Annotated in this window: 13 protein-coding genes and 1 tRNA gene; 5 read left to right on the forward strand and 9 right to left on the reverse strand. The window is 43.8% G+C overall.

Going from position 1 to position 14,187, the window contains the following annotated elements; genetic code table 11:
* The first annotated feature begins 84 nt into the window (after nucleotides 1–84).
* The gene (locus tag MAS10914_RS33275; RefSeq protein WP_071599864.1) at nucleotides 85–459 is read left to right on the forward strand and encodes a hypothetical protein; all 375 of its coding nucleotides are present in this window, start codon (nucleotides 85–87) and stop codon (nucleotides 457–459) included.
* A gap of 74 nt (nucleotides 460–533) precedes the next feature.
* Here the strand turns inward: MAS10914_RS33275 and MAS10914_RS34705 are convergent, their stop codons facing one another.
* From MAS10914_RS34705 to MAS10914_RS35100, 8 genes are all read right to left on the reverse strand, one after another.
* Complete coding sequence (locus MAS10914_RS34705) at nucleotides 534–683, reverse strand: hypothetical protein (RefSeq protein WP_156818247.1); 150 nt, start codon at nucleotides 681–683, stop codon at nucleotides 534–536.
* A 47-nt stretch (nucleotides 684–730) separates the two neighbouring features.
* Nucleotides 731–3,406 (reverse strand): DEAD/DEAH box helicase, encoded by a 2,676-nt coding sequence (locus MAS10914_RS0126930; RefSeq protein ID WP_017319053.1) that lies wholly within the window; start codon nucleotides 3,404–3,406, stop codon nucleotides 731–733.
* A 121-nt stretch (nucleotides 3,407–3,527) separates the two neighbouring features.
* Nucleotides 3,528–4,340: a pyrroline-5-carboxylate reductase gene (gene proC, locus MAS10914_RS0126935; RefSeq protein ID WP_026082846.1), complete on the reverse strand. Its 813-nt coding sequence runs from the start codon at nucleotides 4,338–4,340 to the stop codon at nucleotides 3,528–3,530.
* An 84-nt stretch (nucleotides 4,341–4,424) separates the two neighbouring features.
* Nucleotides 4,425–5,018, reverse strand: a complete 594-nt coding sequence (locus tag MAS10914_RS0126940; protein ID WP_017319055.1) for a cell division protein SepF — start codon at nucleotides 5,016–5,018, stop codon at nucleotides 4,425–4,427.
* Nucleotides 5,019–5,439: 421 nt separating this feature from the next.
* Nucleotides 5,440–6,108, reverse strand: coding sequence for a YggS family pyridoxal phosphate-dependent enzyme (locus MAS10914_RS0126950; protein ID WP_017319057.1), 669 nt, complete (start codon nucleotides 6,106–6,108; stop codon nucleotides 5,440–5,442).
* Complete coding sequence (gene pipX, locus MAS10914_RS0126955) at nucleotides 6,105–6,383, reverse strand: transcriptional coactivator PipX (protein ID WP_017319058.1); 279 nt, start codon at nucleotides 6,381–6,383, stop codon at nucleotides 6,105–6,107. Before pipX ends, MAS10914_RS0126950 begins: the two co-directional genes overlap by 4 nt.
* 163 nt (nucleotides 6,384–6,546) lie before the next feature.
* Nucleotides 6,547–8,079, reverse strand: coding sequence for an anthranilate synthase component I (locus MAS10914_RS0126960; protein ID WP_017319059.1), 1,533 nt, complete (start codon nucleotides 8,077–8,079; stop codon nucleotides 6,547–6,549).
* A complete protein-coding gene (locus tag MAS10914_RS35100) occupies nucleotides 8,024–8,386 on the reverse strand; it encodes a hypothetical protein (RefSeq protein ID WP_198015007.1) in 363 nt (120 codons plus the stop codon). Before MAS10914_RS35100 ends, MAS10914_RS0126960 begins: the two co-directional genes overlap by 56 nt.
* Here MAS10914_RS35100 and MAS10914_RS0126965 point away from each other — a divergent pair.
* The 3 genes from MAS10914_RS0126965 (at nucleotide 8,352) to MAS10914_RS0126975 (ending at nucleotide 10,279) form a co-directional block, all read left to right on the forward strand.
* Nucleotides 8,352–8,423: transfer RNA gene (locus MAS10914_RS0126965), tRNA-Val, on the forward strand. The genes MAS10914_RS35100 and MAS10914_RS0126965 overlap by 35 nt on opposite strands.
* Nucleotides 8,424–8,834: 411 nt before the next feature.
* Nucleotides 8,835–9,092: a type II toxin-antitoxin system RelE/ParE family toxin gene (locus tag MAS10914_RS31840; RefSeq protein ID WP_017319060.1), complete on the forward strand. Its 258-nt coding sequence runs from the start codon at nucleotides 8,835–8,837 to the stop codon at nucleotides 9,090–9,092.
* Between the two features lie 104 nt (nucleotides 9,093–9,196).
* Nucleotides 9,197–10,279, forward strand: a complete 1,083-nt coding sequence (locus MAS10914_RS0126975) for a HigA family addiction module antitoxin (protein WP_017319061.1) — start codon at nucleotides 9,197–9,199, stop codon at nucleotides 10,277–10,279.
* A gap of 130 nt (nucleotides 10,280–10,409) precedes the next feature.
* Here MAS10914_RS0126975 and MAS10914_RS0126980 read toward each other — a convergent pair whose 3' ends face one another.
* Complete coding sequence (locus tag MAS10914_RS0126980) at nucleotides 10,410–12,836, reverse strand: ATP-binding cassette domain-containing protein (RefSeq protein ID WP_017319062.1); 2,427 nt, start codon at nucleotides 12,834–12,836, stop codon at nucleotides 10,410–10,412.
* A 192-nt stretch (nucleotides 12,837–13,028) separates the two neighbouring features.
* Between MAS10914_RS0126980 and MAS10914_RS0126985 the strand changes: the two genes are divergently transcribed.
* Nucleotides 13,029–13,931 carry a phosphate/phosphite/phosphonate ABC transporter substrate-binding protein gene (locus MAS10914_RS0126985; protein WP_017319063.1) on the forward strand — a complete coding sequence of 301 codons (903 nt, stop codon included), beginning with the start codon at nucleotides 13,029–13,031 and terminating at the stop codon, nucleotides 13,929–13,931.
* Nucleotides 13,932–14,187 lie beyond the last annotated feature (256 nt).

A 14,187-nucleotide genomic window follows, 5' to 3' on the forward strand; every position in this document is an offset into this window, starting at 1 on the left:
TGATAAAAACGATCTTGACCTGTAACAGGTAATGAGATGATCTTAGCGGTCAGCAAAATTTGCTCAGGAAAATCAAGGAAACCCATGAACAGAAAACTTATACTTAACTTACTGTCTAGTTCCTCTATTTTTGTATCGCTAATGTCTACGTTGGCAGTTATCAATCCTGCACACGCTGCTAACATCCAACGATTAACCCACACAAACGATGGTCGTACCTGTATAACTAGTCCCCATGCTGTCAACTCTATGGTATGTATCCGAAATTCACAGAGCAAGCCAGCATCTTCCTCTACACCTGCTTCAACCGTGACTACAGGTAAGACTGCCCAGAATATTGCTTCGCTAGAATTTACTGAAGAGGAAAGTGATGCCGCCATTCAGTTATTTGGCTGCGACTGTCCAGCTTGTATAAACTCTTTACGCCAACTGCGTGGGACTGGAAATTTGGTGTATTAGGATTTTCTCCTTGTCGCGATGGCACGTAAGCGCAAAGCGCAGGCTACTTCATGTGCGTAGCGTGTCCGTAGGATTCAGTGCCCGCCAAGGGCGATTGCTGCAAAGATTGACTGATTGTTCAATATTGAGGACTTAGGAACGCTAGAGCCGACACGAGGGAAAGCCTCTCCCAGTGCTGGTTCACCAACTCCGTGGTTCTCCTTCTCGGAACTTACACTCACCACGGCGGTGACTCCTGAGGACTCAAAACTCCCAACTCGTAACTCCTGAATTACTCCACCACCTCATTCACTGGGAACCTATCAATGAGCTGTGTAGCGCGATGAGCATTGCGCTGTAAGGATTCCGATAAATGAGGTACGTGGGGAATTTGCGATAGTAAATCTAACGTCCGGCGTAAAATTCGCACCACATCACCTTCATCTAAACTCGTATTTTCACAAATTTCTACCCATTCCATACCTAACGCCCACTGCTCAACTATGGCTATTAACTCAAACTCCAACCACATTGGTAAAGCCACATTATAACGACGTTGCAGTTGGAACATCTTGCGGCGAATTCCCCGCAATCTTGATAAAGCTTCTGCCACTTCATCACTGAGGTCAAAGCGAACCATGCTATCTGGACGTGGGGTTTCTGTCACCAAAGCCGCGATCGCAGCTGCTAAATGATGTGGATCTAGGTTATCTAATTCTCCACTAGCAAATGCTAACCCCAACCACAATTCATTCTCTCCCCGAATGGCTGCAGCAGTTTGCCCTAGTCGCGTGGGAACTAACTTATCCAGACATTCAAAGTACTGCAAAATTTCAATTAAATTGAGAAACTCTTCCCAATTGCGCTGGGACTGTTGCTCTACTTGTGCTTGCATCTGTTGAATTTCAGCTTCAAGTTCAACAACCTGTGTTCTACGTTTAAAAATACTGACAGCGTTGCCTGATTGATGTAGAGGATGAGTCTCTAATTGCTCTTGCACAGCAACAACGCGACTGAGTTGTTCTGCAACTTCAGGAGCCATATATGCTGCTTCGCTTGGGTCGGGAATCTGTTGGGCTATTGCTGCTGTTTCCTCGTTACCAAGAAGCGATTGTCCCCGTTTCAACGGCATCTCTGCTGGTGGTAGCAACTCCGCAGGCACATCAATTCGCGGCAGTTCTGCATACAAATCCATCACATCAGAGGCTGTGGTTACATACCAGCGGTTATCTCGCCCTAAGCATACCAGGTAACAAGTTTGACCAGAACCTGGCGTTTTCCCCACTAACACCGCTGTTATGGGTGCAGGCATTGTGAAGTTTTTACTCTTGAGACTCAAAAGCGTTCCCGACACTGCAAAGTCCAACATCATCCCCAATTCCTCTTGTCGGGATTCCTGCGCTTGCTCTTGCAGAGTTTTCAATAGCTGGCGTTCTACTCGCAGGCGTTGCCGCAATTTCTCATAAATAGCCAGTTCCCCTTCGTCAATAGCAGAGATTTGCGCCTGAAGTTGGGCTAATTGTGTTTGCAAGTGGGTTATGTACTCGTACTGCGGTCGGAGGTGCAAGTTTGCCAAGTACTGCCCAAAGCTGCGTTCTATGAGTTCCTTGGCTTGTTCCAGCGTATGGGTTTGCAGTAAGTTCAGCACCATGCCGTAACTCGGCGTAAATTGGCTGACTAGGGGGTCGGGTTGGGATGTTGCTAAGTACGCCGCTTCTTTCGCTCCTTCAAAGGGAGTTTGCAGCGTCACCACATGACCTCGTTCATCCATACCCCGGCGACCAGCCCGACCTGCCATTTGCAGAAATTCCGAAGCATTCAACAGGCGATGTCCAGTATCGGTACGCTTGGAAAGCGTGGAAATAACTGTTGTCCGGGCTGGCATATTAATTCCAGCTGCTAGGGTTTCGGTGGCAAATACGACTTTAATTAACCCTTGCTGAAAGAGTTCTTCTACCAGCACTTTCCACGCAGGTAAAATCCCAGCATGGTGTGCGGCTATTCCCCGGTACAAGGGTGCAATTTGTCCAGAACGTCCTGCTTCCGGATTACGGCTTAAAAATTCGTCAATTTGCCAGCGCAATTGCTGCGACTCTTCCGCATTGACTAGCCACATATCACCCACCTCTGTCACCGCTTTATCACATCCCCGGCGGCTGAAGATGAAGTAAATTGCTGGCAGCATATCCCGTTCTTCTAGCTGGCTCAAAACCTGAATCATGCTAGGAGACTCTGCTTTAACATTAGCTCTGCTCTTGTCTTTATCTCCTTTTTTCTTCCTTTTGAGCAAGCGATGGTTAATTTGGGTTTTGTCATCATTAAGGAGGGGAAACAACCCTTTGATGTTGCCAAAGTGAAACTCCAAAGGCACTGGGCGATGATCGGAGTATATGAGGTCGGTAGGACCGTGAACTTGATTTAACCAGTCGGTGAGTTCATCACTATTGGCAACAGTTGCTGAGAGGGCTACGAGTTGAATTTCACGGTGGCAATAGATAATAGATTCTTCCCAAACTGTTCCTCGTTGGCGGTCGTTCATATAGTGGCACTCATCGAGCACCACCGCCTCAACGTCTGCTAATGAAATGCCAATTTGCCCAATAGGTGTGCCATAGAGCATATTCCGGAAAATTTCTGTGGTCATCACCAAAATTGGTGCATCTCGGTTAATGGAGGCATCTCCAGTTAACAGTCCAACAAGGTCAAAGCCAAATTTTTCGCGAAAGTCACGTAGTTTCTGATTGGATAGCGCTTTGAGGGGAGTCGTGTAGAACACTCTCTTGCCTCGCGACAGGGCGCGATATATGGCGTATTCTCCCACCAATGTTTTGCCTGAACCCGTAGGCGCACACACAACGACGGAACTTCCAGCATTTAGGGAGGCGATCGCATCCTTCTGGAACTGATCTAATTCAAAAGGGAATATCGAACTTGGGTCAAGTTCTGGAGACAGCGCAGGGTAATTCACTCAATCACATTTGCAACCAAAACTGTTTACTATATTAACTACTCTTTTGTCAACTTCGTCATTAGTCATTAGTCATTAGTTTTTCACTAAGGACAAATGACAAAGGATAAAGGACAAATAACTATTTTCCCAATTCTTGTGAGCGAGCTGTGGCGGCTTTCACTGCTTCTATTAAAGCTGAGCGAAACCCTGAGCGTTCTAACTGAGCAATACCAGCAATTGTTGTCCCGCCTGGGCTGGTTACACGGTCTTTGAGTTCTGCTGGGTGTAATTTGGTTTCATGCAGGAGAGTTGCTGTTCCTAGTACAGTTTGCAAGGCAAGTTGATTGGCAATAGTCCGAGGTAAACCTGCTGCGACTCCCCCATCAGCAAGCGCTTCCACAAGCAGTGCTACATAAGCTGGACCAGATCCTGATAGTCCCGTGACTGCATCCATCAAGTTTTCTGAAACTTCTACAACTTCTCCCACCGCGCAAAAAAGTTGCTTCGCCGTCTCGTGGTGGTTTGCTTTGGTATAAGCCCCTAGACATATGGCGGTCATTCCTGCCCCTACAGTTGCTGGGGTGTTAGGCATTGCCCGAATGACTGGTAGGCTGGGAAAAGCTGCTTCCAACTGACTTAATGTCACACCTGCCAAGATGGATATCACCAGTGGCTTTGAATCGCTACCGATGACATCTGCCAATTCTTGGGCGATCGCACTAAACACTTGAGGTTTGACTGCCAAAAATACGACTTCTGTGGTTGGTGTGAACACCAGACGATTATCGGCTGTGACAACAACACCGTATTGGTCTTCCAGAATACTTTGGCGTGAGGTTTGTGGTTCGCTGACTAGGACTTCTGATGGTTGGTAAATTTTACGAGCAATAAGGCGGGATAAGAGCGCTTCTCCCATTACCCCGCCACCAATCAATCCAAATTTTGTAGTCATAAATCATAAGTCAAGGGTCAAGGGTCAAGAGTCAATATCTTTGGACTCTGGACTATGGACTCTTGACTAATCACTAATTTATGTTTATTGTGCCATCCTGTTGCCGTCATTTCCCCAGGCTGGATTTGGTCCTGTGGAACGTGAGGGACGCGCTGTGGGTTGCGGTACTTCATGAAGAACTCCTGACTGGGTGCTAACTTGCACGCAGCTTGGTGTAAACAAAAAGATGCTTTCGCCGATGCGTTCTTGGTGTCCATCAAGCGCGTAAGTACCACCTGCTACAAAATCTACTGCCCGTTGTGCTTGATCCGGGTCCATTATTGTTAAATTTAATACTACTGACTTACGCTCTCGCAAAGCTTGAATTGCCTGGGGCATTTCTTCAAAGGTGCGTGGTTCTAACACCAATACTTCTGAAATCCCATTTATTGCTCCTGGCATACCAATAACATTACTCATCGGCTTTGATCCCGCTGCTACATCTGTTCCCATTGTATGCATGGGTTCGCGCCAGCGTCGATTTTGAGCAGTGGGTTCTTGCTGCGGTGCTGGTTGAGCATTTTGTTCCTGATACAGATTTTGGTAGCTCTCTGCATCAGGTTCTTCTTCATAGTACTCGTATTCTACTTGCTCATTTAGACCTACGAAATCTCTCAGTTTGGAAAATATATTGTTCATGGTTTACGCTCCTAGTGCCAATCACTTTAACCAATATCGTAAAAACAGATACTATCAATCTTTACCCTTGCAAAGGGCAGACAATTCAGCCATTCTATCGCTGCTTGTACTTTCTACTCCAGGTTTTCGTTTGAACAAACGTTCCTAGATGGTCTGTCTATCTTTTGTAGGCAACAATGAGTCAAGATTATATCTTAACTAATTGGCTTGGGGAAGTTGTTTTCCGCCACTATTGTGTTGAGTTTTGCTTTTGTCAATACTATATCCTTTGTCACCAATTGAACCAGTGTGTCCTGATTTTTTCTCTACAAAATGTTATAAGACATCTGAGAAGCTCACAACCTGAGTAGGTCTTGTAGTTTTTATGACTTTTAAAAATCAGACGCTTGCTGTTGACATATTTCTGACTCTTTGAGTCGATTTAAGCAGAGCGTCCAAACAAGATGGTTCCTAGTCTGACCATTGTTGCACCCGCTTGCACTGCCAATTTGTAGTCATCTGACATCCCCATAGAAAGATGCTGCATTTGAATGTTGGACCAGTTTTGTTCTTGGATCTCTTTCGCTAGTTCACGAGTGCGATTAAACACATCAAAAATTTCTGAATCATTTAATCCTAAGGGTGGTATTGTCATCAAGCCCTGAATTTGTAAATTTTTGCATTGATTCAGGCTTGGTAAGTCAGCTAACAGTTGTGATACGTTCCAACCTGACTTAGTAGGATCGCTCAGTATTTTGACTTGCAGACAAACCTGGGGACTGACTTCTATCTGTTGCGCTAATTGGTTTAAGCGTTGGGCAAGCTTCAAATTATCTACAGAGTGAATCCACTGGAATTGTTCAATGGCTTTTTTGGCTTTGTTGCTTTGCAAATGTCCAATAAAGTGCCAGGTAATATCTGATAAGTCTTGCAGCTGGGCTTGTTTGCTAGCTGCTTCTTGGATGCGACTCTCGCCAAAATCCCGAATTCCTACAGCATAGGCACAGCGCATGACTTCGGGAGAGACTTGCTTGGTAACAGCAATCAACCGGACTGAATCTGGTAGAGAGGAACGAAGGGCTATAATACGTTCGCTAATCGAACTGCTCATTGGAAGGTGCGTTGGAAAACACTCTGAAGCTGATCGTACTCCTGAGATTGCCCTGTACGACGCAGGTTACGCAAGCGATTTTCCATCATCATTCTCGCCTCAGTGCGTCCAATGGGCTGAAACTTCATACCTTTGACATCAGTTGCCACTAAAAAGAATAAGCGTTGGGCATACAGTGTTGTGAACAACTCTTGGTTCTCATCTACCATACAAATCCTATAGAGCAAACCCCAAGTTGGATGATTTATGTAAGTTTCCGAGTTGTCTGAGTTCATTTAATACTGAGGGATGAGTATATATATTTTTGCAGTTGAATAGAAAAAATTTGACGATAATGGACACATTTCGCCAAAATCTTTCCTGAAAATGCCAAAAAACCCCAAGCCAAGAGTCATCGATTAATAGCTTTGAACTACAGACTCAGGATTTAGGACTCATTCACTTTTGAGTGATAACCATTGTTAGTGCCTTAAGTTGTGCTTGAGCTTTGTGCAGAGACTCATACCATTCTCTCTCGGGATCGCTATCTGCAACAATACCTGCTCCAACCTGTCCCCAAACAGTGTTAAGTTGGGAGTAAGACGTTGCGCCCGTAAGGGAGTGGGAACTGGTCAGATGGGGAAATACACGAGAATTCCTCGTTGTCTTCCTTGTCCCCTTGTCTGTTTTTGTCGAGGGAGCGAGCAGGAGAGTGCGGATCAAGATATTTAAGTCTAAGTTACCCCGCCAATCTAAATAGCCGCAGGAACCATAGAACAAACTACGCCGCATTGGTTCTAGTTCTTCAATAATTTCCATGCAGCGGACTTTAGGGCAACCTGTGATCGTGCCACCGGGGAACATGGCGCGAATTAAGTCAAGGGCGTTGCAATCAGATTTTAAGCTACCTTTGATGTTGCTGACAAGATGCATAACGTGGCTATAACGCTCAATTGTTAGCAATTCGTCAACAGCAACAGTTCCCCATTCACACACTCGCCCTAAATCATTGCGTTCCAAATCGACTAGCATAATATGTTCAGCGCGTTCTTTGGTACTGCTGAGTAAATCTTGTGCTAGTTGTTGATCGTCCTTTGGGGTGACTCCACGCGATCGCGTTCCAGCAATTGGTCTTGTAGAAACACGAAATGTCTCGTCTGGACATTTTTGCAGTTGGACTAACCTTTCTGGTGAACAGCTCATAACTTCTCCCCAAGGCGTTTGCCAATAGCTTGCAAAAGGAGAAGGATTGATCTGCTGCAAAGCACGATAAATTTCCCAACCAGAAGCCGTTGTCTGTGCTTCAAATCGCACTGAGAGATTCGCTTGAAAAATGTCTCCAGCCTGAATGTATGTTTTTGCACGATTGACCGCTGCTTCGTACTCCTGTTGAGAAGTCCACAAATGAGGAGTGAGGAGGACAGAGGGAGGGGAGGAGGAGAGTGGGGGATAGATTGTCTCCTTGTCCTGTTGTCCCTGTTCCAACTTCTTTTCCAACTTATCCAATCCTACAGGGTTAGTGGCGGCGAGCCAGAGAACTTGCTCCCAGTGATCTAAGATGGCAAAACACTCTGGTTCGTACCAAAAAGCCACAGGAAACGGTAGATTCTCAGATTTGTAACGGGGTAGCTGTTCAATTTCCCATGCGATGTCGTAACCCAACCAACCTAGCCAACCACCTGTGAAGGGAAGATGGGGGGAGTGGGGGGAGCAAATTCCCTCTTGTCCTCTAAGTAACTGTTCCAGAAACGGCAAAACTTGTCCAAGTGGTGGTGTCCATATTTGCACAACTCCATCCACTATCCGAGGAGCGCCTGCACAGATAGAATATCGAGTTAGTTGAGGACGGTCTAGTGATGTTGGGTAGGGGCTTTCTAGGAGAGTGGCAATTTTAGGTGAAGAGGTAGAGGTATGGCGAAATAAGGCTGCGAAAACATCAGAGCCAGTACGATTTTCTAAGGGGAGCGATCGCCAATACCAAGGTTTTGTCATAGTGTTTATCGGCTAAACAAACATCGGATTGGACAAAATGACAGCTACGTCCCTTAAAATTTAATATGATAGCGGTTTTTGGTTGAATCAAACACAAGAAATAACCATTCAAACCCCTCACAACTTTTTTTCCCTCTGCGCCTTGTGCTAAACAACTTAACCATACTTGATGCACTCCGCTTCGTGCAGCAGTAAATCCTGGAAGACCTATGTCTTTATTCCGCTCTTGTCCGTTGGAATTTACTGCTACTTGTGTTATGTTAAATAGAATTGGGCGATTAGCACAGTGGTAGCGCACTTCCTTCACACGGAAGGGGTCACTGGTTCGAGTCCAGTATCGCCCATTGATTTAGTTAGTACCACTTGGAACAACACTATCAATCTCGCTCTCCACTTGCTCCCACATCTTGCCTAGCTTGGGTAGGACGATACTGCTAGCAGAGTTAAGTCTGGATCGAGGATACCTCAGTCATCTAGCAACCATGACAACAATAACGACGTAGTCCCTACGCCATTTACCTCGATAACTTGCTCATCATCTTCCCTTATGGTACATTTATACTAATATAGAGAGTATGGAGTACAAGCGAAGCCAGCATTGAGAGGAAGATGTTAAAGCCCTTCTACAGCATAGGTGGTGTTGAAGTTTAAGATATCTAGACAAACTTCACAATACGCTTAAATCTCTCGTCATAATAAGATTTAAAATTAGAATATCAGCGATTCACCCCAAGACTAAAGTGGCATATTGTAGAATGCAGAATCCACTTCATTTCATTTGGGGGAAAGCTTTGCGTTTTAATTTCAAAGACAAGAAACTTGAAGCACTGTACACAGAAGAAAAAAATGCTCATAAATACCCAAATGTCGTTGATGACTTCTTTGAAGTCATGGCAATTATTGATGCTGCTGTAGATGAGCGAGACTTGTATGCTCAGAAAGGATTGAGATTTGAGAAGCTAAAAGGAAAACGAGGAAAAGAGGAACAGCGATCGCTACGTTTAAATGACTAATGGCGTCTCATTGTCTTACTGAATGAGGACGAAAAGGGACATTATCTCTCAATTATCGATATCGAAGACTACCACTAACACCAGGCGCAGGGGAAAATAGCAGTATGAGCCAGAAACTCTCACCAGCAAGAATTCCAGCACCAGGGCGAATTCTAAGTCGGGAATTAGAAGCCCGTGGCTGGACACAGAAGGATTTTGCAGAAATTATAGGTCGTCCAGTTCAAACTATCAACGAAATTATACGTGGAAACAAGCGGATTACTCCTGAAACAGCTATAGAACTGTCGCAAGCTTTAGGCACTTCTCCTGAGTTTTGGATAAACTTAGAAGCTAAGTATCGTCTTCATCTAGCCAGTCAGGAAAAACAAGAGCAAGATATCGCTCGTAAAAGCCGTTTATATACCATTGCCCCTATCAATGAACTAATAAAAAACAAATGGATTCAAGAAAGTGATTCCATTGATAAATTAGAACAGCAAGTTTGTCATTTTTTCGGCATCTCAACCTTAGATGAATCACTCCAGCTAGCTGTTAATTTCCGTTGCGCTGAGCATCGAGATCCAGTAGTGACTTCTCGTATGGCTTGGATAAAACGGATTGAAAATCTAGCCAAACAACAAACCATTGCCACCTTTGAACGTACCAAGCTAGTAAGTGCTATTCCAAAAATTCTTGCCTGTGCTGAACAGGTAGAAAGTGTATCACGAATTCCTCAGTTGCTAATGGATTTGGGTATACATTTTGTCATTGTGCCTCATCTGAGCAAAACTTATTTGGATGGTGCAGCCTTTTATTTAAAAAATAACCCCGTTGTTGCTTTGACACTTAGGTATGACCGTATTGACTCCTTTTGGTTCACGCTTATGCATGAGTTGGCACACATTACAATAGGACATCACGGTAGTTATCTTGATGATTTGGATGCTTTAGAAGTAAATGACGAGGAGACAGAAGCCAATCAAAAAGCATCTGACTGGCTAATAGAACCTCAGGCATTACAAAACTTTGTTTCTAGGACTAAAAAGTACTTCTCCCGTCAAGCAATTGAAGAATTTGCCCGTACTCAAAGTAGGCACCCAGGTATAGTACTTGGTCGCTTACATCATGACAAACTAGTGCCTCATCAAAACTTGAGGGTATTATTAGTCAAAGTCAGCCCCTTTGTAAGAAATTGGATTGATATGTAAGTCCTTGCATGATTGATTTTTAATAGAACTACCGCATCTAAACCCCCTCCCAGATTGGTATGGCATACAAAAACGCAAAGACGATGAGAGAACTTTTGCGTCTTGGCGCGAAATAACACAACAATCTTGCTCAAACAATATCCTTCCGCTTTTGCATTATTAGCGCCACCACCAAACAAACCAAAGCATGCACACCCAGAATCCCCCAATTTAAGCCCAGATTCTTCCACGTTGCATCATAAACAGAAGAAGCTTTCACAATATCCTCTGGTGTATTTGCAGGAATCATTTTATTAACATTAACTAAGGCTCCATAAGCTCCCATAGACCATCTACTAATTGTCAGCCAGCCAAGTTTACCAGGTAATCCTTTAAGTTCAAAAAGAACTCCTGACAAAATAATCTGGGGAATCATAATTAAAGGAAGAATACTATTCGCCTCGTTTTCATTTTTAACAAACGCTGAAATCATCAAACTGAGGCTAACACTCGCTAGCAGCGTTAAAAAGGTTGTGAACCCCAAGCCCAGAAACCAAGGCAAGAGATTATATTCTGGTGATTTAAAGCCTACGAGAACTGCTAAAACAATCAATAAAGTTTGAACAAGGGCTAAACCAGAACGTATCAGAAGTTTAGAACCTAAATAGGGAAATAAGCCTAAATTAATCAATCTTTCTCTGGCGTAAATTGCTGATTCCTTGACAATTTCGCGAACAGAACCAGAAAGTCCAATCCAAATTCCAATACAACTGAATATGAAAAGTACCTTGAGTGCTAAGGAATTTTGACCCAGTTCAAGTGGATTAAGTCTGTGCAGAGGAGTCTCACCTTGCAATATCCAAGCCGTTAGACCAATAGCAATTGGACCCGATATCAAAGAGAAAATCCAACTGGCGCGGTCTCTCAATACTAACTGGAGATACCTTTGACTAAGCAACCACAGTTGTTTGAATGGGGATATCCCTGTGACGACAGTATCATCAGTTTTAAATTTGGTATTTTTACCCGGACTGAGAAGCGCTTGAACGTAGTTGTGATATTCCGGTGAATGTTGGTATTTGTGTGCCCAACGGTCAACCGTTGATAAAACTTCTGATATGGTAGCGCCTTGGTCTAGCTTGATATAAATATCTGAAAAGTATTTCACATCCTCCGAAGGCATTTCAAAGAAGCGCAGCGCGTTCTGGGGAGGTCCAAAGTAGCAGAGTTTCCCACCCCGACCCATGAAAGTAATGCGATCGCACACCTCAATATTGGCTGTAGCATGGGTGACTAACACCACTGTTCGTCCTTGCTCTGCTAACTCCCGCAATAACTTCATCATTTCTTTATCTAGACCGGGGTCAAGACCGGAAGTCGGTTCATCGAGGAAGAACAGTTTGGGATCTGCTAATAGTTCCACACCGATGCTCACACGTTTGCGCTGTCCACCACTGAGATTGCGAATAAAGTTATGTCTGACGTGACTCAACTTGATCTGCTCTAGGGTGGTCTCAACGACCTGCTTGACATTCGTATCTGGTGGGAGTCGCAGCTTGCAAGCGTAAGAAATGACTTCTTCCACCGTCAGATCAGGATGCACAATATCATCTTGGGGGACATAACCAATTTGCGAGCGATACATCGCCCAGTTTTGCCGCAAGTTGTCCCCATTGAGATAGACTGTACCCGATGTGACTGGCTCAATTCCTAATAAGGATTTCATCAGGGTGGACTTACCAGCGCCACTACCCCCAACCAACGCGACCAACTGTCCTGGTTGAATCACCAGAGATACACCGTTGAGGATAACTTTTTCCTTGCCCTCCTTATCTTTAACTTTTCGCAGCAGTTGATGAACATCAAGGCGGATTTGACTCCCAGTATTGAGTAATTCTAAGCAGTCGCGCCGATAAAGTAGGGTAAACGGACCAATCTGAATCTTACTACCATCCTCCAGATGGAGACGTTTTGAGACTCTTATGCCATCAACAAAAATCCCGTTGGTACTATGGTCATTCAGAGTGTGTCCGCCTTGAGTATCAGGATAAATAGAGGCGTGTAGGCGGGAAACTGTGGGTGCATCTAGCTGCATTGTGGAGTAGCGATCACTCCCCGGCGCACGACCCAGTTGCACGGGCCAATCCTTCAAACTTTTCAAATCCAGACGGCGGTTGCTTGGTATCACCAAGTGATTGTTAACTGGATTAGCCGGGTTACAGTAAGTTAACAATATTCTGTTGCTAGGAGATTGCCCAATTTCCAGCTCAATTCCATTTTTCAACAGATAGCCTTCGGAGGCATTTATTCGATTTTGATTGATAAAAATCCCATTCCGGCTCGGATCTGAACCATCTCCATCGTAAATTCTATAGTCTTTTCCTTCTTTTTGTAGGATTGCCTGCTTTCTAGAGCATACTTCCCAGCCCATTGGGACTTCTAAATCTGCCCAGTCACGACCGCGACCTAAACGATGCACATCTTTTTCGAGATAAAGCCGAAGGGTTTGACCTTGAGTATTGAGTTCTAAATAAGGTTGAGGAGTGACAAGCGTAGCTTGTTCAAATCTACCAGTCATTTGATTGGTTGATTAGCGTTTGTTTCTCATGATGATCCCAAACAATGTATGTTCGTCAACTAATATTTTCAAATGGCAACAAAAGACTTATAAAAAATTAATTTTTTACCTAATTTACTAGATTCATCACTTGAAATAGCGATAATCAAAATGTCTCTAGTTTGATAAAATCCATTAAACTATCATGGGCTAATGAGAATCATTATTTTACAACGTTTTTTGCTGATCCAGTTCTTAGTACTTATTGGGTTACTAGGGGTAGGATGTAATGACAAAAAAGAAGACATTAGATCAGAAAAACTCACCATAGGTGTGGTAAGCTACGGAGAAGGAGCAGTTTCTATAGAAAAGTACGAACGCTTCAAAGACTATATAGCAAGACAAACTCACTCGATTGTAGAATTAGAACCCGCTTATAACGAATTGCAAGCTCTGGAGCAAATTCAGCGCAAAAATTGGGAGATTGTTTTTGCGCCTCCAGGTTTAGCAGCAATTGCAATGGGCAAAGAACTTTACACTCCTCTGTTCTCTATGGAGGGAACCAGTGGTAGACAACGCTCCTTAGTTATAGTCAAAGATGATAAACCAATAAAAACAATAGCAGACCTAGCTAATAAAACTGTTGCCTTAGGAGCAGCAGGTTCTGCTACTGGTTATTATGTTCCTCTATATGATTTGTACGGTTTAACGCTTACTCAAATCCGGTTTGCTCCCACTCCCAAAACAGTACTACAGTGGCTAAGTGAAGGTAGCGTTGATGCTGGCGCATTATCTGAGAAGGATTTTGAGCTTTATCAGCGAGAGTTTAGTACAACAAAGTTTAGAATTTTACACTCTAGCCGCTGGATTCCTCCTGCGGTTGTTATATTAGCACCGACTGTAGAGCGCAATCAACAGCAGCAAATTGAAAAAGCGATGAGCCAAGCACCTGGAGATATTGCAGCAGACGCTGGTTATCTCCCTGTAGCAAAAGTACCTAACTATGAGCAATTCATTAAATTAGTGGAAAAAGTCAGACCTCTTGAGGCGCAGGTCAAAAAAACACCCTCTGTCTTGCTTAACCAAGAATCTGCTAATCAACAGAAGGTTGATTGACAAGCTGTTAAGGGAAGCTGCTTTACAAAATTTTATCATTTCTTTGCTTTTCTTTTGACAATTCTGTTGATAGGTAATTAGGTGCTTAAGAGGTTAGCTTAACGATAAATAGACTTCTATGGTATAACTTGTCTATCCTGTAACAGACTCCTATTAAGGAAATACAGTGGGTTGTTCTGTAGTTATGATAGAAAACGCAGAATCTATCAATCAATTGATTAAAATTTTTGCCTAATAGAGTTTTTAACCTTAAAAA

Source organism: Mastigocladopsis repens PCC 10914 (genome assembly GCF_000315565.1).
GTDB classification, from domain to species: Bacteria; Cyanobacteriota; Cyanobacteriia; order Cyanobacteriales; family Nostocaceae; genus Mastigocladopsis; species Mastigocladopsis repens.